Origin of the sequence: Vibrio sp. CCUG 15886, from assembly GCF_028570825.1 — a bacterium.
Taxonomy (GTDB): Bacteria; Pseudomonadota; Gammaproteobacteria; order Enterobacterales; family Vibrionaceae; genus Vibrio; species Vibrio vulnificus_B.
The window spans coordinates 749,311-769,074 of record NZ_JAQQBT010000001.1 but is presented as its reverse complement, the minus strand read 5'-3'; the positions used below and the strand labels follow the sequence as shown (position 1 = coordinate 769,074).

Genomic DNA, 19,764 nt, shown 5'->3' with positions numbered 1-19,764 from the left:
GAGAAAATACGATGACAATTCACCGCATTAACCCATGTAAACGCTGGTCTGATATTACCGTCTTCAATGGCATTGCGCATTTTGTGGAAGTGGCTGACAGTGATACCAACGCGGACATGAAAGGCCAAGTGGAACAGATTTTTGCTCAAGCAGAAGCGCAATTGGCGAAAATTGGCAGTGATCGCTCGCGTATTCTTTCGGTGACCATTTACGTGACTGATTTTGCCAATTTTGATGCACTTAATGAAGTATGGGACAACTGGTTCCCAGAAGGCTGTGCGCCAAGCCGTGCTTGTGTCAAAGCTGAGCTTGCTGACCCTGATTATTTGGTTGAAATGACCTTTGTCGCGGCTGCGGGTGAAGCTTTTCAGTAATCGCTGAGCGCTGATTCAGCAAGGCGAAATCCACAAAGGTTTCGCCATGAGAAAAGGGACGAAATATCGTCCCTTTTTCACAACCCTGTTTTCATAGCCCAGTTGCGAGTTTGCCACTGGTTGAATAGGGCAAGCTAAGAGGCGCTTTTTATCTGCTTGGCGCTCAATTTGTCCACGATTCGGCTTGGTTTCATTGGACGAGAATAGTAATAACCTTGTATCTGCTCACATCCCATATCGACCAATTTTTTCAATGCCAGTTCCTCTTCAACCCCTTCGGCGACTAAATTTACCTTAAGTTGTAAGGCCAGTTGTGTGATAAGCCACACCACGCGCTCAGCGGTGTCGTTACAAAGCATATTACGTATAAAGCTGGCGTCGATTTTTATCGTGTCGATGGGGTAGCTGTGAATGTAATTCAAGCTTGAGTAACCTGTGCCGAAATCGTCGAGCGCCACTTTGAAACCACGATCTCTTAGTGCATCCAGCACCATGTGCTCTTTACCGGTTTGAGTCAGTAACACTGTTTCGGTCAGCTCAATTACAAAATCACGGGGATCGAGATGATACTTTTGCATCATCTTATTGAGGTAATTAAGGTATCGCTCTTCATCATTCAGTTCATACGCAGAACAGTTGACGCCAAGTTTCACCCGATAACCTAACGATTCTTCCAAGTAGTTTTTTGCTCGGCAAGCGAGCTCGATGATCCGCTCTCCTAACTGAACAATGAGCCCTGATTGCTCGGCGGCATCAATAAACTCAACGGGCGAAATTGAGCCATATTCGGCACTGTCCCAACGTGCCAACACTTCAAAATAATCCCAACGTGGTTTATGCACGTTGACGATCGGCTGAATCGCCACGTAAATCTCTGTTGCTTCATCGATAGGCTTCGCCAGTTGCTCGCGTATGGCTTCGATTAACTGTGTTTTTCGATGGTATAGCGCGCTTAAATGGGTGTCGTAGCAGCGAATACGATTGTTAGGGTGCTTTTTACACTCTTTCATCGCAAGGCTGGCGTTGAGAAATAACTCATCACTCGTAATAAGGCGTTGGCTGGCTTTGGCGATGCCGATGCTGATGTCAAATCGAACGTGATTGGCGTTGTCTTGATAGCCAAACGCAATCTTATTCAGTATGTGCTCGCACACCTCTTCTGGCGTTTCCGAATAAGTGATAAAGGCAAACTCATCACCCGCCACTCGGTACGCCAAGGCAGGGGCGGGCAGTGCCGATTGAATGGCATGCGCAGTAAACTTGATGATTTGATCACCAATGTAGGTGCCGTGAATGTCGTTGATTAATTTGAAGTTATCGATATCGATGCAAACGAGGCTAAATGGGCGATCGGATTGCTGGGTGAGGGTTTCTAAGGTATCCGAAAGGCAACTGCGGTTAAGCAATCCGGTCAAATTATCGTGCGAGACTTCGTAACTGAGTTGATTCACCAACTGATCAGAGCGATCACTTAGCCACTTTTCTCGTAAACCGTGAATAATGATGTTGGCGTATATGCGGTGATATTTGAGTATCAGCTGAGGGTCGTGAGGTTTAAAGCCAAATGTGGAGACCAGAATACCCAAAATATCGCCATTATGGCCGCGCAGTGGAATGCCGACAAACGCATGCACGCCTGCTTCGGTAAATTCTAGCCCTTCTTCTTGTGAGAAATAGCTGTCAGGGACGTTGTCTTGAATCAGGTGACAGTGCTCGATCACCTTGAGAGCGATGCGTTCAAATGGCGTATTTTCTAAGCTATAACGCGCAGCGTTAACGTTGCTTCCCTCTTTTGCATAAGCCAAGGTATTGGCATGGTTGTGGTGCAGATCTATCTCTACGATACAGGTGCAGTACGAGCTTAAAGTGGAATGTAGCTTGAGCGTAACTTGATTGAGCAGCTCGCTACCGTCGAGAGATAGAGTATGAATAAGCTCATCTAAATCGATGCAAGCTTGGAGCGTTGAATCATTCATCTGACGTTTCTCTACCTGATTATTATAATAGTGACACTTTTGTTGCATAACGTTGCGAGAACAATCTCGATATGCATCACGTTAAATATCGTTCAGGTAGTAGAAGTTTGCAATGAAGAAAAATCAGATTTGCTAGGAAAGTGTTATCTCATAGCGAGTTACTGAGCAGAAAGAGTTAGCACTTTTTTGCTCTATACGGACTTTTCTTGCTGTAGCCGCTCTTTAAGGTAATCCAAAAACAGTTTTGTTCTTGTGTGCTGATAGTCCAGTTTGGGGTAGTAAGCGTAAACGGTGGCTTCGTCTGCGTGCACGTTTGGCAGAACAGGAACTAAAGCGCCAGTACGCAGCTCTTCTTTGATCATCACGTTATTACTGAGCAGAATGCCCATGCCTCGTTTCGCGCCGTGGAAAAGCGCTTCTGGATTGGTTGTCGAGAAGTTGCCACGCAAGGTCATCCGTTTACCATTGTTGAGTTTCAGTTCTCGACTCGGCTTTTCTCCCCAGATCAGGATGTTGTGATTCACCAACTGCTCTGCATTCTGCGGCATACCGTATTTTTCAATATAGCTGGGGGCTGCAAAAAACGTCGCTTTATGTTCAAAAAGCGCGGTTGCTTTAAAGCTCAGGGAGTTCAGCTGTTCCAACTCTCGGCTGATAAAAAGATCTAAGCTCAGCTCAGGCAGTTGCCCTGGCAATGTGGTAAAGAGCTGGATTTTAATATCTGGGTATTTTTCTAGAAAATCATCCAGATAGTGAACTAAGAACTTAGATCCGACGGCAAGGGTTGCGCCAATTTTCAGCAATCCAGCTGGGCTTTGGTTGACGGATCGCGTCTCATCTAAAACCGATTGCCAGCCATCGAGTTGCAACTTTGCGCGCTGATAAAACAGAGCGCCCGCTTCGGTTTGGCTGATGGATCGTGTGGTGCGCTTAAGCAACTGAACACCAATTTTCTCCTCTAACCACTGTATCCGCTTGCTGATGGCGGAACTGGTGGTATTCATTTTACGCGCTGCCGCGTTAAAACTGCCTTCTTCCACCACTCTGATGTAGCTGTTTACGCTTTGAAACCAATCCATATTCTTTCCTTTAGGGAATTAATCTCTTTCCGATTGGGGAGATTATCATCAATCAAAGGCCAATATAAACTGTAAATAATTTGCTGTAAGAGAGGAGAGGGGAATGCTGAAGTCGTTACAAAAAATGCCATTGCTTTTAGCGATGATGATCATCGCGACAGGACAAGTGGGCGTGGCCATTTATTTACCGTCTCTTCCCCTTATTAGTCACGATCTCGGATTGACACAAGCTGACGTACAAAATGTCGTGACTTTCTTTCTTGTTGGATTTGGTGCATCACAACTCTTTTATGGCCCTTTGTCTGATGCGATTGGTCGACGTCCAGTTTTCATTCTTGGCCAAGGGATCTACTTAGTCGGCACCGTCATCTGTATCGCGTTTTCATCCAGTATTGAAGCGTTAGAGTTAGGTCGATTGTTGCAAGGATTAGGGGCGGGCAGTGCATCGGTGTTGGGACGCTCTGTATTGCGAGACAGCTACGAAGGGGCGCAATTGACCAAAGCGCTCTCTTATATTTCGATTACCGCGTCGATCATGCCGATCATTGCCCCGGTTTTTGGCGGCTGGATCGCCTTTCATGTCAGTTGGCAAGCGGTGTTCGTTTTTGTGTTGTGCTATTTATTGGCGATATTTACGTTGGGCTATTTTGTGTTGCCAGAAACCTTGCCTTACGCCAAGAGACGTTTTCGCCCTTTAACCGTGTTGGCGACTTATCGCACTTTGGCGACTAATCCGCAAGTGATCGGCAGTGCCAGTTTTAACTGGATGAGCTACCTTGTTAGCCTTGTTTCGCTCTCGGTATTCCCTTTCATGATGCAAGGAGAGCTTGGATTTTCTGCTGCAGATTATGGCAGCATGATGATCATTCCATCTGCTGGTCTTTTGCTTGGTAGTGTGACAGTCAATGTCTTGTTACGCTATTTCGAGGTGAAGAGGCTGCTTGCCGCCAGTTTTGTTCTTGTGGCTCTGTCTGGTTGTGGGCTCATTTGGGCGCCTTTTAGTAGCGTTAGCTTGATCGCTGCCTTTACCGTGATGAGTTTTGCTCAAGGGATGTCATTCCCTCTGTCGATCAGCTTGCTCCTTGCCCCTCACAAGCAAAATGCGGGATCTGTTTCTGCGTTGTCTGGCTCAGTGCAGATGGTAATGGCAGCTCTGCTCGGTGGATTTTTGGTTGAACACTGCGTTCGAACTCAGGCTCAACTAGGATTGTTTTATATTCTAGTTGCGATGGGATGTTTTGCGGTGTTACTGCTCAAGGGCAAAGTGATGACGACGCCGGAGGTGTAGAAAGTCTAACTTGATTATCTCACCCCCCGTCACTACAATGCCGCGCAGCAGTTAATGAGGGTTACCCATGCAACAAAATGAATTTGAACAGTTGGTTAAGCAGATTTGCCAGCAAGAGAACTTACCGAAAGCACTAGAGCTTCTAAAAGCGTGTGACGATGAGGAAGTTGCAGAAGCGGCAACATCGCTTTCAGGGCAATTTGCTTTGGCAGAAGTGGATGGCGAAAAACGAATCTATCACGTGACGTTACAAGAAAACGAAGCGGGTGAAGAGACAGAATACGTTGAGCATGTAATGAACGAAGGTGAGCACTTGGTGAAGTTTGCCGCTTGGTTCTTTGATGTCATGTTCGAGATCAAGGCCAAAGAGACCTACCAAGCTGCAGGAAAAACCTATCAGCAACCGAAGCGTAGCTAACGCTGGCGGAATCGCTTTTTTAGAACGCTCAAAAAACGGCAATGTTACTGCCGTTTTTTTGTTTTCGTGATAAATGTTTTTTATCTTTTTATGAAATAAAATTACCAAATAAATGTGATCTTCGTCTTGTTATCTGATGATTTTGTAGTAATATTACAAGTGTAAACAGAAGAGAAAACATTGGAGAATCAAGATGGGTTATGAATTAGGCGGTGCTTACATCGGTCAAATGATGGCAAAAGACGCAATGTACAAAGCTATGTATGGCAAGACAACGAAGAAGAAAGCGTCATTTATCAGCCGCATGCTAAAGAAAATGGCAAAATAACAGCAAGCTTAAAGCGTTATTTTGTAGTAAAGTTTCAAAAAAACCTGGCATCGCCAGGTTTTTTCTTATCTGCTTATCTATGGTCAACGTAATCAGTTTGCCATCTCCACCACATTGTTCGGAACGACATCAAGCCCACGCTCTTTAAGATAGACTTCCAGCTTGTCGCAACCCCCAATGTACGAACCATCTAACCAAATTTGTGGTACGGTGACGGGCGTTTTTTCGCCAATGATGGCTTTGACTTCTGGAATCATACGATACAGCGCGGCGCTTTCTTTGACGACATCGTGATATTGGTAGTGAATGCCCGCCGAATCCAAAAGCTGCTTGGCTTTTACACAGTAAGGACAGGTCGCTTTACCAAAAACAATATTCCCTTTAAGGGTGTCGCGCTTTGTCCACTCTTTGATCACAGATTGAATGAGCACGCCACGGTTAAGGGCTTCACCTTGGCTAATCACTTTGCCTTCAACCACCAAAATAGGCGCATGCCAAGCGCCGAGCTTTAACGGCTCCCACCAGTGAGAAAGCCAGTCTTTGACTTCCAATTCAACAGGAATACCGTTAAGTTCATTGGCAAACGTATCGGTTAAGATATCTTTGGTTAACGTACACTCACCACATGGGATGTTGACTTTAAATGGTCCCCAACTTCCCGCCCAACGGTACAGGGTGATTTTAATCGCTTCACTCATTAAATATTCCTCAAAATCGCTCTATTAGTGTAGTAGAACGCACTGGCGATGTTTTCCTTTCACGCTATTTTGTTTTTTTGGTTTCCCAATGAGTAATAAAGGCGACAGAAGCAATAATGATGAAGGCACCAAGCCAAAGTCTGCCCGGTGGCACCCAACCAAATACAAGCCAACCTGCAAGTACGTTCAATGGCAGTTTAGCGTGATCAAAAGGCTGAACAAAGGAGGCATCGGCACTGGCATAAGCTTTGACGATGGCCCATTGTGCCAGTGCAGTCATGCAGCCCGCGGCAAAAAGGATCAGCCAAATGGTCGTACTGCTCGGCATTGTGAAATCAGGAATCGCCAGCATGATGTTGAATGGCGTAATCAACAGCAGCAGATAAACCACCATGGTGGAGGGTGGATCGTTGACCGAGAGCTTTTTAACCATCAGTGAATAACATGCCCAAAAGAAGGCAGCGCCGACAGGCAGTAAGGTCGCAAGATGAAAATCATCCGCCCAAGGCTCAAGAATGATCATCGCACCAATGAAACCGAACAGCGTCGCGCCCCAGCGTGCCACACCCACTTTCTCTTTCAGAAGCAGCCCTGAGCCGATCGTCGCAAAGAGTGGGGAAGTCATTAATAGCGCGATGCCTTGCCAAATCGGCACCGGATAAGCGAGTGCCCAAAGCCAAAGCTGGATACCGATAACCGACAAAAAGACTCGCAGTGCATGCCAGCCAAAATGAGAGGTGCGCAGCGATTGGCGAATGCCCAGCGTTTTTAAGTACGGCAAAATCACAATTAAAGCGATGCCATATTGAATCAGCGCAACAGTGGTTGACGGAATGGCAAATTGAATGCTGGCAACTTGCGCCAGGCTGTTGACGATAGCGAAAGCTAAACCGGCGGTCAGCATCCACGACGCGCCAAGGATTGGGTGGTGTTGAGATTGCATAGATAATCGAATTCACAAAAAAGTCCGAGAATCATACGTTTTCTGCATGGCGAAGCCAAATGTTTTGCAGCGAACGGGGTAAAAAGAAGCCCCTGAATTCAGGGGCGCAAATGCGGATTAAAGGACGTACCTCGGTGAGGAGGATAAGAACGAGAAGCACAAACGCTGCCATGCATTTGTACTTCTATCATTGCAGAAGCTGTGCCAGTTTTTAAGTTGTTGATTTTGTTAGTTTTGGATTTTTGAGTATCCCAGAGCCGCACCATAACCATTCAAAAGGCGACAATCATGGTGCAAAGGAAACATGGTGCAAGGGAAAGCTAAATTTGCAGTAACTGGCGGTTAAACTCTTCCACATCAAGGGGTTTGGAGTAGAGATAACCTTGGAACTCATCGCATTGCTCACTGACGAGCAGTAGCCGCTGCTCTTCGGTTTCCACGCCTTCTGCGACGATTTTTTTGTCCATGTTGTGGCCAAGTTGAACAATGGTTCTGACCAGCATGTGATCGTGGTGATTGTCGACACAATCATCAATGAAGGCTTTGTCGATTTTCAACACATCAATGGGCAGTTGTTTGAGATAGTTCAACGAGGAGTAGGCGATGCCAAAATCATCGATTGCAACCGTGACCCCCTCACACCGCAAATTATGACAAATCTCGATGAGCTTCTTCGGTTCCTTCATTAGTACCGTTTCGGTGATCTCCAGTTGCAGATAACTGGCGGGAAGGTGAGACTCCGCCAGAGCGGTTCTGACTTGCAGTTCGATATCGTCATGAGCAAATTGTACGGTTGAGACATTGACCGAGACAGGGATCTTGTAGCCCAAATCCAACCATTTCTTGGCTTGTTGACACGCCTCGAGAATCACCCAGCGACCAATTGGAATGATCTGCTTGGTTTTCTCGGCAATGGTGATGAATTCAAAAGGTGTTATGGTGCCTAGTTCTGGATGTTGCCAGCGAATTAACGCTTCAGCGCCGGTAATTTCTCCTGTTGTGATGGATACTTTTGGCTGATAAACCAAGGAAAACTGTTTCAGTTCAATGGCTTTGTCGAGCTCTCGTTCAATCTGGTGTTGACGGATGGTTTCGTCCAATAGGGCTTCGTCGTACCAACGGACTTGGCCGCGGCCACGTGTCTTGGCTTTTTGCGCCGCAATGTCGCTGTTTCTTAGCCATATATCGAGGTTAGTCATGGACTCATTAAACAGAGCAATACCGGTCGCGTAGGAGATTTGATAAGAGCCTCGTTCCAGTTCAAACGCTGCTGTAAGTGCTCTTTTGAGTTTATCGAGTAGCGAATCGACTTCATCATTAATGCTGTGCTTCTCGTACACCAGCACGGCGAATTCATCCCCTTCCATACGATAGACTTGGCCAAAGCCAAGGGTGTTTTTTCGCAAACGACGAGAAAAGCGTTTTAACAGGAGATCCGCTTGTTCGTGGCCAAAGCTTTCGTTGATCTCTTTAAAAGCATCAATATCTATTTTGAGGAGCGCACAGTTTCGCCCTTGCTGAGCCAGACTTTCGACTTGATTTAGATCCGCGTAAAAGGCTCGGCGGTTTGGCAGTTGCGTCAAGTAATCCGTTCGGCTGTCTTCTCGGTATTTGGTTAATTGCAGGTAAAACTTCTGCTGATAGTAGACCATGATGGACGCGAAGGCGGAAATCACCAACAATTCAATGGCATCTTCAATGAGCTCATCCAAGCCCTCTGGTGGAACCGTATAAAAATAGCTTGCCGTCAATAATAAGGCGACGACAAATGCCCAAATGGTTCCGGGGAACAATAAAAGATAGCAAAGCGGGAGGAGAATAAATGTCTCTTCAATGACGTCAATATCGAGAGGATCGACGATGCCGCCGACAAAAAGGTAACTCGTGGCGATCAAAGCGCACACATATTTGATTTTGTGGGATGGAGAAAAGAGCGCCACAATCATGGTAATGGCAAACAACACGTAAGACCAAGGCAATAGGGTGTGTTCGTTCACCAAGGTTTGCGTGATCAACAATACCGCCACAATATAGGCGGCCTTTAATATCAATACTACTTTCGAGTTTGCCACGATTTTACTTCTGCCATCTACCATAAATATCCTCGGTTTGGATTATATAGTATGGCGTTTTGTTGTGCTATATCAAAACGCTTTTATCTCTATCTGGTCGGCGCTCAGACAAGATGATTGATAGATTTCCATTAAGTATATAAAACAAAATGAAAATCACCTCTAAACTAGCACTGTTATTACCGCGATAAATATAATTAACTTCACAATTACAAATTAATTCGAGTCGATTCACACAAGATATACCCAAACAACTTGAAGTTGCAGGTAGGCGGCAAATGAGTGAATCCCCATGAGCATAGATACGCTATGTGATTGGGGTGAACGAATGCAGCCAACACCGCTGCAGCTTCAAGTAGGAAGGGTATAAGTCTAGGGAAGAAAAAAAGCCGGTAGGGATACCGGCTTGAAAAGGCTCGATGAAAACAAGCATTTAGAAATCGTAGCGTACGCCAAGTCGAAGTGTGTCTTCACCAGAAGTGACTTTGCCGTTTACGTCTTTTACATCATCAAGCTTGTTGAGGTAGTAAGACAAGTAAGTGCGGAAGTTGCTGTTTAGCTTGTAGTAACCCACCAACTCGAGACCTTTAGTTGCGTCCGATTTAGTGCCGTTATCGTCTTCTTCGGCGAAAGTGTACATCGCGGCAACGCTAAATGGTTTGCTGATTTTGTACTGAACCGCAAATTCGTAGGCGGTGAATTCTTGTTTCGCTTTGTCATCGAGATCACCCGTCGAGAAAGTCGCACCTAGATAAAGATCGTTTAAGGTATAGCCTGCGCCGACAAGGATCTGGTTTTGGCTACCGTTGCCAGCACCGTTATCACCTGTGGAGTAAGCCAAACCCAGATCCAGACCGATAGGGAGAGAGTAAAGGCCACTGATGCCCATCAGGTCGCTATTGTCAGCGTCGCTTGCTGAATAAGTGGCTTCAATTTGTAGAGCATCGAAGCTGCCGCGATAGGCAAACGTGCTGTCTGTTTTGTCTGATGACGCATCAATGAACTGCTGCACGCCAGAAAACTCGGTAATATCCGTCAGGTCTGAAACGATGACAGAAGCCATATCTTGCTTACCAACAGAAAACGCACCTGCGTTTGTCTTCACACCTGCGTACATGTAACGGTTTTTGAAGCTGCTTTCGCCAGTTTTCTGCTCAGCTTCGTAAAAACCAAAGGCTTGTAGATCGTTACCAAGGTCAGTGGTGCCTTTTACGTTAAGACGCGCACGAGTGCTGTCTTCCATGGTGCCGTCGATCTCAACACCTTTGTCGGTACCAATGAAATCACCACGGAACTCAACGCGCCCACCAATTTTTAGCTCAGTACCGTCTGTTTTATAAACGGTTGCTGCGAAAGATGACCCGGTGACCACTGCGGATAGGATTGCGGTTGCTAAAGCTGCCTTTTTCATTTCTCAATTACCTTTTTATATTCAATGGGCTTACATGCCCGATTCCTGATGCAGCTAAGGTACTGATTAAAAATGAACAAACGATTTCTATTTCATGACGCTTTCGTTGTGCTTGTATTGCAGTTCAATGAATGATGAGGACGAAAGAATAGCTAGCTCAACCATAATCTGAGCCATAGGCCAATCGGAGAACTGACGCCTGAGGTAATAAACTCAATTTTTCCATTACGCACAATCACAACGGTCGGGGTGACTTGTACCCCCCAATCACGGCTAATTTTGCCAGTTGGATCATTGATGGTGTCGTAATCATACTGTTGTGATTGCAAATACTGATTAACGCTTCCTTCGTCTCGCGACTGCATCGCCACACTGATAACGGGGTAGGAATCTGCGATCTGGTTGATCGTCGGGCTAACGAGTTTGCAAGGACCACACCAGGTTGCCCAAAAATAGACAACCACAGGGGAGCCTTGACTTGCGCTCAGCAAGTCAACTTGTGTCCCAAGTGTTGTCATGGCGGAAAGGGGGAGCGCGTTGTCTTTTGGCAGATTTCTCGAATAGTAGAAATCAAGAGCGGTGGAGACAATCAATACCACCGCCAGCACGGGTAGCCACTCTTTTAGGATTTTGACGATTTTCATAATGGGTTTCTCATTGAGCTGTTACATGGGCCTCATGGATTGCGTGCGCTTTACGATATGGATTCAATCTCTCTGAAACTTGCATCTCGAGGTTACTTGGGTATAAGACCGGCGTTTTCCAATTTCTCTTCATTAAAGAAGGGAGAAAGTATTTCTGTTTGTAACATCATTATTAACATTTCGGTTGTTTTTCTGATTTTGCCAATCGTTTACTCGGTTTGCTTTTGATGGGATGTAACTATTTGTAACATCAAAATAACTCATTTTGTTTTTGTGTTTTTAAATTTAAACAATTGAAAATTAATGATTTATTATCTTTATGGTCAATTTATATTATTTCACTGGGTGGTTTGTTGTGCCATCGCATAAAGTTCTCGCCAGATGTTAACCAGAAGTAGCTGAATTCTAAGGTTCTCTACCTGGTTGGAATATACATGTTATGTGTAATAACTAATGGAACTTAAAAATGAACAAAAACATTTTGGCTCTTGCTGTTGCTAGCGCAACATTCGGCACTCAAGCAGTTGCAGTGGAAGTTTACAACAGCGATGGTACGACTTTTTCTATTGGCGGCCACGTTTCAGTTGCGTTGGAAGACTCCAAGCAAGGTGACCTAGGTGTGACAGCGGTTTCTCCGCGTATTAACTTCAATGCGACTCAAGATCTCGGCAATGGCTTTACGGCTGATGCAAAAGGTGAGTGGTCTATCAACTACCTAGATGGTGGTGAAAACGCACTTTCTACTCGCTTAGGTTACATTGGCCTGACGCATGAAAGCCTTGGCCGTGGTGTTGTTGGTACTCAATGGGCACCTTACTACAGCGTTGCAGGCGTGGCGGATATGCCAATCGCGTTTGCGAACGATTTCATCTACCAAGACCACGGTAACCTAGGTACCGGTCGTGCAGAAGAAATGGTCAGCTACGCCAACGCTTTTGAGTTGGGCGAAGCGGGTAAAATTGCACTTGGTCTAGGCTGGCAAGGCCGTAAAACAGACAACAATAATTCTTACGGCAACCGTGCACAAATCGCATTGAACTACAGCATCGCCAATGTGACTGCAAACTACGCGTACAACACGGGTGACGTTAACTACGTGGGTGGTGTAGGCACGAAAACGTCTGAATCTCATGTTATCAGTGCAACTTACGGTTCATACGGCAAAGGCTTATACCTAGCGGGCGTTTACGCAATGAATGAGTACATGAACTCTGGCGACGGTAATCTACTGAAAGACACGTCAGCTTACGAAGCGCTAGCGGCTTACACGCTAAACAACGGCATCAACCTAAGCGTTAACTACGAATCTGTGATTGATGAAGAGCTAAGCAAGCGTGTATACAGCACGTCAGCGGTTCAAGCTGAGTACAACTTCACGCCGAAGTTCGTTGGTTTTGCTGGCTACCAGTTTGACCTACAAGGTTCTGGTGACTACAAAGAAAAAGCAGACGACAAATGGATGCTAGGTGCTCGTTACTACCTATAAGCGCTAACATTTTTTAGCCGTCCAATTGTCCACTCATGTGGAAAGCCAGCAGTGTCACTGCTGGCTTTTTTGTATGTTGAAGCGTGATTCGCTATGCGCGCCTTACTTAAATCGCGACGCCATTGACTGACAACTGAACGTCAATATTACCACGAACGGCATTAGAATAAGGACACACTTGGTGAGCCGTGGCGACTAATTTCACCGCCTGATCCGCAGGCAGGTCGATTTCTGCTGCCAGTGAGACCGTTAGGGCAAAACCGCCTTGTTCATTCGGGCCAATGCCGACCGTCGCAGTGACAGGCGCTTGTTTAATCGCTATTTTTCCTTCGCGGGCGACATGCAAAATCGCATTAGAAAAACAGGCGGCATAACCTGCGGCGAAGAGCTGCTCTGGGTTGGTGGCAGCACCTGTTCCGCCCATTTCTTTCGGGTAGCTTAGGTTGAGTTCCAGCAGTTTGTCGTCAGTACTGACAAGGCCGTTTCGTCCAGCAGAAGCGGTTGCGGAAGTTTGGTAAAGTGTTTTCATGGTCGATGTTCCTTTGTTATTTAAGTTGTGTGCAATCTAATTGTTTGCAATCTTATATCGATCCTTTTGTTGTTTGCAAGTATATTGTGCACAATTTATTTTGTGAGGTGAGTGATGTCTGAACAAACTATCCGTTGTCAAGGGGATTCTGAAGCGCAACTTTTACTGGAAAATCAAATATGTTTCCCGTTATACAGTGCGGCTAATGCAGTGATCCGTGCTTATCGACCATTACTTGAAGCGTTGGATCTGACCTACTCACAATATCTGGTGTTGTTGGTCTTGTGGCAGCAAAACGGCATCAATGTGAAAGATTTAGGCGCCAAGCTTCATCTTGATTCTGGCACCTTAACCCCGCTATTGAAGCGCTTAGAAGCAAAAGGCATTGTTGAACGTCGCCGCGGTCAAACTGACGAGCGTGTGAGAGAGCTGTTTCTCACGGAAGCAGGCAGAGCTCTGAAACAGCAAGCTCAAAAGGTGCCGCAAAACATGCTTTGTCGTATCGATCTCAGCATTGACGAGTTGGTGACATTGAAAAGTTTGTGCGAAAAAGTGCTCGAAAAGCTCAATTGATGGATCAAGCTTCTCATTTTGGATGATTCTGTGATTGGATTCTGAGCACTTTATCAGTGGCTAGTTTAGAATCGCGTTTTTGTGTTTGTTCAGGGAAGAGAAATGAGCCATATCCACTTCAGAAACAAAACCTTGCAACCGGGCAAAGTGCTCTGCGTTGGGCGTAATTATGTTGAGCATATTGAAGAGCTGCAAAACACAATTCCCGATCAAATGGTGCTGTTTCACAAGCCGGCGTCGGCAGTCACCAGCACATTGCATTCTTTCCATCAAGAGCCGCTTCATTATGAAGCCGAGATCTGCTTTGTGATTGAAAACGGCCAGTATGCGGGGGTTGGCATCGGCTTAGATCTCACCAAACGACAGACACAAAGTTATCTCAAAGCAAAAGGCCTCCCATGGGAGCGAGCGAAAGCCTTTAACGGTGCTGCGGTACTCAGCCGCTTTATCGAATTGAAAGGCATCGCTAGCGACGATCTCAACCTCGAACTGTTTATTAATTGTGTCCGCGTACAAAAAGGGCATGTCAATCAAATGCTGTACTCACCGCAAACGGTACTGGAAGAGCTCAAAGGTTACGTGACATTGGATGATGGTGATGTCGTGATGACAGGCACACCTCAGGGGGTGGGCGAAGTGCATAAAGGCGACGTGTTTTTAGGTCGCCTTAAATGTGGTGACACCACCTTATTGGAAGTTGAGTGGGTGGCCTGTTAACGACCATTGAGCAACGTTCAACTAGAATACCCACAATTTTAAAAGCAAAAACAGGAACATACTGACAATGGTAGTGAGCAGTACGTTTTTGCTGCGCCAAGCGATCAACGCCGCGACAAACGCCGCCAGCAGATAGGGGTTTTGCAGTGAAAGCTGCAACTCGCCCTCTGGGATAAACACGATAGGTGCCCAAATGGCGGTCAGTACCGCCGGACTGGCGTAGCTTAAGAATCGCTGTGTTTTATAGCCCAGCTTCAATGGCAAACTCGGCTCCAAAAACAGATAACGACTTGCGAAAACCAACACGGTCAGCGCTAAGATGGTTAGCATGATCATAATTTGCGAGCTCCTAATTGTTCTGCCAAATAGCCAGCACTCATGGCTCCGATGCTGGCAATCATTAATGCCCCTTCAATCTTCAAGAAGTGAAGCACCACCGAAAGAATGAGTGCCGTCACCACACTGACCAAGATAGCAATGCTCTTGATGCTGGGGACCACAATGGCGATAAAGGTTGCGGCAACCGCGAATTCCAGCCCGAGATCGTTAAGTTGTGGGAGAAACTGGCCCGCCAATATGCCGCCAAACGTGGCTGCGTTCCAAAAGAGATAAAAGCTCAAACCGCCCCCAAGGGCATACCATCGGTCAAACTGCTTGTCAGGTTGATGACCGACCAAAGCAAACAACTCATCGGTTAAGAGAAAGCCCAACGACAAACGCCAGCGCAAGGGAAGGGGAGCGATTTTACTGCGCATGGAAACGCTATAGAGAAAATGGCGCGAAGTGATAAAGAAGGTGGTAAGCAACATGGTGGCAACGCCAGCCCCTGCTTTGATCATCCCCATCGCGACGAGCTGGGCAGAGCCTGCAAACAAAATAGCCGAAAGGGCTTGCCCTTCCAAAGCCGTGAGACCGGAATCGATGGCGAAAGATCCCGCCAGCAGTCCCCAGGGAAGAACGGCAATACTCAGTGGCATCATCGCCATGGTGCCTTGTAGAAAACGCCGAGTTTTCGAGTGGTCGGCGTGAGAAAGTGTGGTATCCATTTTATGACTCATCGTGATGTTTTCTGCAGTCTAAAGTGATGGTGATGTGCTGGCTTGTACAGAATTGCCTCACGCCAAATTTTTCACGTATTGCCCAGGCGTCACCCCCATCGCCTTTTTAAAATGGCGGTGGAAATGGCTTTGATCATGAAAACCGCACTCTTGGGCTACATCCAAAATACGTCGGCCTTGGCGCAGTAGCTTTTTGGCGAGCCTTAGCCTTTGCTGTATCTGATAGGCATGTGGCGGAAATCCATAGCGTTTTTGAAACTCGCGAACAAGATGAAAAGGGCTGATACCGCCTAGCCTTGCCAGCTCCTCTAAGGAGACGTCAGCTTGCGGAAAGTCATCAAGAAACTCTTTAACCAAGGTTAATTGACGTTGCGCTGCCGGATTGTTTTGAGGCGAAATCCGATGGGTACTGTGTTTCGCCGCGAGTTTAATCAAGGTGCCATACACCAAGGTTTCGCGCAGTAAGCGATTGTCTGAATTGGCTAAGGTGTCAAAAACCAGCCGAAGCTGCATGGCTAATTCAGGGTCGTAGACCACAGGCTGCGGAAAATAGGGGATGGCGATATTTGGTGCATTCAATTCTTCACTGAGTCTTTGAAACTGCTCTGGCACTGGGTACATGGCTTTGTACTCCCATCCGCCTTCAGTGGCGGAATGCCCGTTGTGCACTTCGTCCGCGTTAACAAGAATGATGCTGTCTTGCGGCGCAATATGGTTACCCCCGGTGCGGAAAAAACGTTGCGCGCCTTTTTCAATCACGCCGATGGTATAGCCTTCATGACTATGGCGAGAAAAATTTTGCTTCTCATATTTGGCATCAAGTAACTCCAATCCCCCCAGTTCTGAGGCAATTTGGAAATGCGCGACTTCCTTACTGTTCTTTTTCATTGTTTGCCTTGTCCGTTGAGATGATTTGAGTGTACGCCAAACATTCCCCCCATTTTTGTACAAAATTGCTCTCAATCCTATCGCTCGGCACAATTTAGCGGAACACGCTGGTTGTTTTCGTAGGATTGGTTATTAAATCGGCAAATGATGTTTGTGATGGAGGTATATCTGGTTGTTGTGGGGCTGTTTCGGTAAAATCCGCGCCCTTGTTCCAAAAGACCAGAATAAAAATGATCGATATTACTATTTTGCCTGTTTATTTAACGGCAGTGATTGCATTGTTATTGTTGCCAGGCCCAGACATGCTGCTGATTGCCAGTTCAAGCATGAGTTACGGTAAGAAAGTAGGGCTATTTGCCAGTTTGGGCAATGCCACGTCGGGGATCATCTTAACCTTGCTCGCCGCGATGGGCGTTTCAGCGTTGATAGCCATGAGCCCTTTGGCTTTGAAAGCCCTCCATTTACTGGGCGGCGCGTACTTGCTCAAAATGGGTTGGGACTGTTTGCGAACTTCTCCAGCGCAAGCGCCGCAATCTCAGCATGACAATGCCATGGCATTGACTTACTACCAACGCGCATTAATGAGCAATTTGCTCAATCCCAAGGCGTTGGTTTTCTTTGTGATGTTTTTGCCTCAGTTTGTGTCGAATAACATCTCTGCTTCTTCTGGTGAACAGATGTTGGCGTTAGGTCTGCTTCTCAATGTTTTGGGTTTATTGTTCAATTTTGTGTTGGTTGCTTTGGCTGGCACGGTTGGTAAGAAGCTTTTAGACAATGCCACGTTCCGACTTTATCAGCACAAAGTAATGGGGGCGGTATTTGTTTTCTTATCTCTTTGGATGTTATTGAATTTTAACTCGTGATAGATTGTTTGACCTAAAAGCCAGCGCCGCTGGCTTTTTTCTTAACTAGGGCTCGCAATAACTAGAGCTCGTAAAAACCAAAGTTTGCAAAAACTAAAACATGCAAAAAGCAAAGCAGTAATGCTTAAGCTTAGATTTGCGGGTAACGATCACACGGGAGGAATGCAATGGATTTGAAAACAGAATTTACCTTTGACCTACAAAATGAAGAATTTGAAACCATTCGTCAGGGGATTCGTGCTTACAATGCTCAACATCTTCCTGATGGCGAAGTAAAAAAGATTGGCTGTTTTGTTCGTAATGAAGAGGGCAATTTGGTGGGCGGCCTAACGGGCGATTTGTTTACCAACAGCGTCTTTGTGGAATTTCTTTGGTTAGATGAACACTACCGTCAACATGGCTTAGGCAGTCAATTGATGCAGCGTTTGGAACACGAGGTAAAACCACAAGGGGTGACGGATATTTGTCTTGATACCTACAGTTTCCAAGCGTTGGATTTTTATCTCAAATTGGGTTTTGAGCAGGTTGGACAATATAGCGATTACCCAGCAAAAGGCATCAATAAGTACTTCTTGCAAAAAGTCATTTAATCATTAGACCGGTTTAGTCAAAGAGCACACTCATACGTCGAGTGTGCTCTTTGTTTTTATTACGATGACAAGCTTTGTTGATGGGCAGCAATAAGCGCGTTCATTTTGCTCTCGGCCTTAAACTGTGCGGTTTGGTAATCCAACTCAGCAGGGAAATCGCTAATCACCTCGTAGTAGCACTTCAGTTTCGGCTCAGTGCCTGAAGGGCGAACGATAACGCGTGAGCGATCTTCAAGGTGATAGATCAGAACATCGCTGGCAGGCAAGTTAATCGCTTCTGTCACGCCATTGGTCACGTAGCGCAACGACGCTTTGAGATCTTCAATCGCCGTTACCTTCTGCCCTGCAATGGTTTTCGGCGGTTTGGCTCTCAGTTGGTCACCGATGGGTGGTGAATCAGGCGATAAGGCAATACTGCGCTGCGCGTTAAAGTAGAAGCCATGTTGGCGATAAAGTTGCTCTAATTTGTCCCACAAAGTCAGGCCATTTGCTTTAAGATGTGCCGTGAGCTGGGCAAACGCGACCAGCGCTGACAAACCGTCTTTATCCCAAACTTGATTGCCCACGGTGTAGCCCAGCGCTTCCTCATACGCAAACAAGAACTGCTTGTCATCGCTTTGCTGAGTCATGGCAACATTGGTGAGCCACTTAAAGCCCGTGAGCGTTTGGTAGTAGTGGGCACCGTGCTGTTTGGCGATGTCAGCCAACAAGCGGGAAGAGACAATGGTGTTGCCAACCAACTGCTTACTGGCATCCACGCTGCTGAGGAGATAATTGGCGAATAACGCACCCACTTGATCCCCTGTGAGCATTTGGTAGTTACCATCCGGTTTGCGAACAGCAACGGCGAAGCGGTCGGCATCAGGGTCATTGGCACAGGCAATCTCTGCATCGACGGTTTTGGCGAGATTCATCACCATATCCATCGCCCCAGCTTCTTCTGGGTTCGGGAAGTTGACCGTCGGGAACGTGCCATCAGGCTCCCGTTGTTCAAGTACGCTCAGCACGTGAGTGAAACCGGCATCGGCCAGCAGTGTCTCAGCCATCTCAGCGCCGACACCATGCATAGCGGTGTACGCGATGGAAATATCAACCGCATGGCCAGATTTTAACAATGGGTGAGTGTTCATCGCTTGGCGATACGTTTGGTAGTAATCCTCTTTGAGCCAAACCAAAAGGCCGTGTTTTTCCGCATCACTCAATGACATGAGAGGGATAGGTTTGTGCGTCGCTTGCTCAATCTCGGCGGCAATACCCGCATCATGAGGTGGAATGATTTGCGCGCCATTTTCCCAATACACTTTAAAGCCGTTGTATTCCGGTGGGTTGTGGCTTGCGGTAACCACTACCGCTGCTGCGGCATTAAACTGTTTGACACCAAACGCAACCACTGGGGTTGGGGCCACTTTATGGGTGAGGTAAACCTTAATGCCCAAGGCGGTGAGTACAGCGGCCGTGTCGTGAGCAAATTGCTTCGAATCGGTTCGGCCATCATAGCCAATCACCACGCCACGAGCAGCGGCATCACGAATCGTCTCGATGAGATAATGTCCGAGTCCTGTCGCGGTTTCTTGAATTACAAGTCGGTTCATGCGATTTGGTCCCGAACCGACTTTTCCACGTAATCCGGCGGTACCAAATTCAAGCCTGCCGCGAAAACGGTCTTGCAATTCTTCCGTCATCTTCTCATCAATGAGGTACTGAAGTTCTTCACGGGTGCGTGGATCCGGATCTCTGGCCAACCAGTCAGTGACTTGTTTTAGCATACGATTTTTCCTTACTCTCTCAGTTTTCTCTAAATTAAATGATAATAAATATCATTTCCGTGA

Annotated in this window: 21 protein-coding genes; 9 read left to right on the top strand and 12 right to left on the bottom strand. The window is 46.5% G+C overall.

All coding sequences use genetic code 11. The features are described 5' to 3' along the window. The first annotated feature begins 11 nt into the window (after positions 1-11). On the top strand, positions 12-374 hold the full coding sequence (locus PQQ36_RS03260) for a RidA family protein (protein ID WP_011081532.1): 363 nt from the start codon (positions 12-14) through the stop codon (positions 372-374). 134 nt (positions 375-508) lie between these two features. Here PQQ36_RS03260 and PQQ36_RS03255 read toward each other — a convergent pair whose 3' ends face one another. Both PQQ36_RS03255 and PQQ36_RS03250 read right to left on the bottom strand, forming a co-directional pair. Further along, positions 509-2,350, bottom strand: a complete 1,842-nt coding sequence (locus tag PQQ36_RS03255; RefSeq protein ID WP_206628820.1) for a putative bifunctional diguanylate cyclase/phosphodiesterase — start codon at positions 2,348-2,350, stop codon at positions 509-511. 191 nt (positions 2,351-2,541) lie between these two features. After that, positions 2,542-3,429 carry a LysR family transcriptional regulator gene (locus PQQ36_RS03250; protein ID WP_015728113.1) on the bottom strand — a complete coding sequence of 296 codons (888 nt, stop codon included), beginning with the start codon at positions 3,427-3,429 and terminating at the stop codon, positions 2,542-2,544. Positions 3,430-3,532: 103 nt separating this feature from the next. Here PQQ36_RS03250 and PQQ36_RS03245 point away from each other — a divergent pair, with 103 nt between their 5' ends. The 3 genes from PQQ36_RS03245 (at position 3,533) to PQQ36_RS03235 (ending at position 5,463) form a co-directional block, all read left to right on the top strand. Continuing rightward, entirely contained in the window at positions 3,533-4,717 is a 1,185-nt protein-coding gene (locus PQQ36_RS03245; protein ID WP_273660323.1) for a multidrug effflux MFS transporter, read from the top strand. Between the two features lie 67 nt (positions 4,718-4,784). Next, on the top strand, positions 4,785-5,135 hold the full coding sequence (locus PQQ36_RS03240) for a hypothetical protein (RefSeq protein WP_015728112.1): 351 nt from the start codon (positions 4,785-4,787) through the stop codon (positions 5,133-5,135). Between the two features lie 193 nt (positions 5,136-5,328). Continuing rightward, positions 5,329-5,463: a hypothetical protein gene (locus tag PQQ36_RS03235; protein WP_257790988.1), complete on the top strand. Its 135-nt coding sequence runs from the start codon at positions 5,329-5,331 to the stop codon at positions 5,461-5,463. A 92-nt stretch (positions 5,464-5,555) separates the two neighbouring features. On the opposite strand, the gene PQQ36_RS03230 is transcribed toward PQQ36_RS03235, so the two are convergent. From PQQ36_RS03230 to PQQ36_RS03210, 5 genes are all read right to left on the bottom strand, one after another. Continuing rightward, complete coding sequence (locus tag PQQ36_RS03230; RefSeq protein ID WP_011081526.1) at positions 5,556-6,161, bottom strand: glutaredoxin domain-containing protein; 606 nt, start codon at positions 6,159-6,161, stop codon at positions 5,556-5,558. Between the two features lie 64 nt (positions 6,162-6,225). Beyond that, entirely contained in the window at positions 6,226-7,104 is an 879-nt protein-coding gene (locus PQQ36_RS03225) for a DMT family transporter (RefSeq protein WP_011081525.1), read from the bottom strand. A gap of 320 nt (positions 7,105-7,424) precedes the next feature. Beyond that, the gene (locus PQQ36_RS03220) at positions 7,425-9,200 is read right to left on the bottom strand and encodes a putative bifunctional diguanylate cyclase/phosphodiesterase (RefSeq protein WP_273660320.1); all 1,776 of its coding nucleotides are present in this window, start codon (positions 9,198-9,200) and stop codon (positions 7,425-7,427) included. 409 nt (positions 9,201-9,609) lie between these two features. Continuing rightward, positions 9,610-10,587, bottom strand: a complete 978-nt coding sequence (locus PQQ36_RS03215; protein ID WP_015728110.1) for a porin — start codon at positions 10,585-10,587, stop codon at positions 9,610-9,612. A gap of 152 nt (positions 10,588-10,739) precedes the next feature. Continuing rightward, positions 10,740-11,231, bottom strand: a complete 492-nt coding sequence (locus tag PQQ36_RS03210) for a protein disulfide oxidoreductase (protein WP_130193084.1) — start codon at positions 11,229-11,231, stop codon at positions 10,740-10,742. A 466-nt stretch (positions 11,232-11,697) separates the two neighbouring features. On the opposite strand from PQQ36_RS03210, the gene PQQ36_RS03205 reads away from it, so the two are divergent. Then, positions 11,698-12,717, top strand: a complete 1,020-nt coding sequence (locus tag PQQ36_RS03205) for a porin (RefSeq protein WP_273660319.1) — start codon at positions 11,698-11,700, stop codon at positions 12,715-12,717. 106 nt (positions 12,718-12,823) lie between these two features. Here PQQ36_RS03205 and PQQ36_RS03200 read toward each other — a convergent pair whose 3' ends face one another. Beyond that, complete coding sequence (locus PQQ36_RS03200) at positions 12,824-13,246, bottom strand: organic hydroperoxide resistance protein (protein WP_011081520.1); 423 nt, start codon at positions 13,244-13,246, stop codon at positions 12,824-12,826. Between the two features lie 114 nt (positions 13,247-13,360). Here PQQ36_RS03200 and PQQ36_RS03195 point away from each other — a divergent pair, with 114 nt between their 5' ends. Beyond that, positions 13,361-13,819 carry a MarR family winged helix-turn-helix transcriptional regulator gene (locus tag PQQ36_RS03195; RefSeq protein ID WP_130247079.1) on the top strand — a complete coding sequence of 153 codons (459 nt, stop codon included), beginning with the start codon at positions 13,361-13,363 and terminating at the stop codon, positions 13,817-13,819. A 102-nt stretch (positions 13,820-13,921) separates the two neighbouring features. After that, positions 13,922-14,536, top strand: coding sequence for a fumarylacetoacetate hydrolase family protein (locus PQQ36_RS03190; RefSeq protein WP_040110920.1), 615 nt, complete (start codon positions 13,922-13,924; stop codon positions 14,534-14,536). 21 nt (positions 14,537-14,557) lie between these two features. Here PQQ36_RS03190 and PQQ36_RS03185 read toward each other — a convergent pair whose 3' ends face one another. The 3 genes from PQQ36_RS03185 to PQQ36_RS03175 all read right to left on the bottom strand — a co-directional run bounded on the left by PQQ36_RS03185 (position 14,558) and on the right by PQQ36_RS03175 (position 16,482). Beyond that, on the bottom strand, positions 14,558-14,872 hold the full coding sequence (locus tag PQQ36_RS03185) for an AzlD domain-containing protein (RefSeq protein WP_011081517.1): 315 nt from the start codon (positions 14,870-14,872) through the stop codon (positions 14,558-14,560). After that, positions 14,869-15,582, bottom strand: coding sequence for an AzlC family ABC transporter permease (locus tag PQQ36_RS03180; protein ID WP_181392207.1), 714 nt, complete (start codon positions 15,580-15,582; stop codon positions 14,869-14,871). Before PQQ36_RS03180 ends, PQQ36_RS03185 begins: the two co-directional genes overlap by 4 nt. 69 nt (positions 15,583-15,651) lie before the next feature. Further along, positions 15,652-16,482 (bottom strand): AraC family transcriptional regulator, encoded by an 831-nt coding sequence (locus PQQ36_RS03175; protein ID WP_072612403.1) that lies wholly within the window; start codon positions 16,480-16,482, stop codon positions 15,652-15,654. A 230-nt stretch (positions 16,483-16,712) separates the two neighbouring features. Here PQQ36_RS03175 and PQQ36_RS03170 point away from each other — a divergent pair, with 230 nt between their 5' ends. Both PQQ36_RS03170 and PQQ36_RS03165 read left to right on the top strand, forming a co-directional pair. Next, on the top strand, positions 16,713-17,345 hold the full coding sequence (locus PQQ36_RS03170) for a LysE family translocator (protein ID WP_011081514.1): 633 nt from the start codon (positions 16,713-16,715) through the stop codon (positions 17,343-17,345). A 167-nt stretch (positions 17,346-17,512) separates the two neighbouring features. Then, positions 17,513-17,935 (top strand): GNAT family N-acetyltransferase, encoded by a 423-nt coding sequence (locus PQQ36_RS03165; RefSeq protein WP_011152390.1) that lies wholly within the window; start codon positions 17,513-17,515, stop codon positions 17,933-17,935. A gap of 59 nt (positions 17,936-17,994) precedes the next feature. Here the strand turns inward: PQQ36_RS03165 and PQQ36_RS03160 are convergent, their stop codons facing one another. Beyond that, positions 17,995-19,701, bottom strand: a complete 1,707-nt coding sequence (locus tag PQQ36_RS03160; protein ID WP_225470342.1) for a phospho-sugar mutase — start codon at positions 19,699-19,701, stop codon at positions 17,995-17,997. Between the last annotated feature and the right edge of the window lie 63 nt (positions 19,702-19,764).

Excerpts from the sequence above, each read along its gene's own strand:
- PQQ36_RS03260 (WP_011081532.1), top strand. The coding sequence starts at position 12 with ATGACAATTCACCGCATTAACCCATGTAAACGCTGGTCTGATATTACC.
- PQQ36_RS03255 (WP_206628820.1), bottom strand. The coding sequence starts at position 2,350 with ATGAATGATTCAACGCTCCAAGCTTGCATCGATTTAGATGAGCTTATT.
- PQQ36_RS03250 (WP_015728113.1), bottom strand. The coding sequence starts at position 3,429 with ATGGATTGGTTTCAAAGCGTAAACAGCTACATCAGAGTGGTGGAAGAA.
- PQQ36_RS03245 (WP_273660323.1), top strand. The coding sequence starts at position 3,533 with ATGCTGAAGTCGTTACAAAAAATGCCATTGCTTTTAGCGATGATGATC.
- PQQ36_RS03240 (WP_015728112.1), top strand. The coding sequence starts at position 4,785 with ATGCAACAAAATGAATTTGAACAGTTGGTTAAGCAGATTTGCCAGCAA.
- PQQ36_RS03235 (WP_257790988.1), top strand. The coding sequence starts at position 5,329 with ATGGGTTATGAATTAGGCGGTGCTTACATCGGTCAAATGATGGCAAAA.
- PQQ36_RS03230 (WP_011081526.1), bottom strand. The coding sequence starts at position 6,161 with ATGAGTGAAGCGATTAAAATCACCCTGTACCGTTGGGCGGGAAGTTGG.
- PQQ36_RS03225 (WP_011081525.1), bottom strand. The coding sequence starts at position 7,104 with ATGCAATCTCAACACCACCCAATCCTTGGCGCGTCGTGGATGCTGACC.
- PQQ36_RS03220 (WP_273660320.1), bottom strand. The coding sequence starts at position 9,200 with ATGGTAGATGGCAGAAGTAAAATCGTGGCAAACTCGAAAGTAGTATTG.
- PQQ36_RS03215 (WP_015728110.1), bottom strand. The coding sequence starts at position 10,587 with ATGAAAAAGGCAGCTTTAGCAACCGCAATCCTATCCGCAGTGGTCACC.
- PQQ36_RS03210 (WP_130193084.1), bottom strand. The coding sequence starts at position 11,231 with ATGAAAATCGTCAAAATCCTAAAAGAGTGGCTACCCGTGCTGGCGGTG.
- PQQ36_RS03205 (WP_273660319.1), top strand. The coding sequence starts at position 11,698 with ATGAACAAAAACATTTTGGCTCTTGCTGTTGCTAGCGCAACATTCGGC.
- PQQ36_RS03200 (WP_011081520.1), bottom strand. The coding sequence starts at position 13,246 with ATGAAAACACTTTACCAAACTTCCGCAACCGCTTCTGCTGGACGAAAC.
- PQQ36_RS03195 (WP_130247079.1), top strand. The coding sequence starts at position 13,361 with ATGTCTGAACAAACTATCCGTTGTCAAGGGGATTCTGAAGCGCAACTT.
- PQQ36_RS03190 (WP_040110920.1), top strand. The coding sequence starts at position 13,922 with ATGAGCCATATCCACTTCAGAAACAAAACCTTGCAACCGGGCAAAGTG.
- PQQ36_RS03185 (WP_011081517.1), bottom strand. The coding sequence starts at position 14,872 with ATGATCATGCTAACCATCTTAGCGCTGACCGTGTTGGTTTTCGCAAGT.
- PQQ36_RS03180 (WP_181392207.1), bottom strand. The coding sequence starts at position 15,582 with ATGGATACCACACTTTCTCACGCCGACCACTCGAAAACTCGGCGTTTT.
- PQQ36_RS03175 (WP_072612403.1), bottom strand. The coding sequence starts at position 16,482 with ATGAAAAAGAACAGTAAGGAAGTCGCGCATTTCCAAATTGCCTCAGAA.
- PQQ36_RS03170 (WP_011081514.1), top strand. The coding sequence starts at position 16,713 with ATGATCGATATTACTATTTTGCCTGTTTATTTAACGGCAGTGATTGCA.
- PQQ36_RS03165 (WP_011152390.1), top strand. The coding sequence starts at position 17,513 with ATGGATTTGAAAACAGAATTTACCTTTGACCTACAAAATGAAGAATTT.
- PQQ36_RS03160 (WP_225470342.1), bottom strand. The coding sequence starts at position 19,701 with ATGCTAAAACAAGTCACTGACTGGTTGGCCAGAGATCCGGATCCACGC.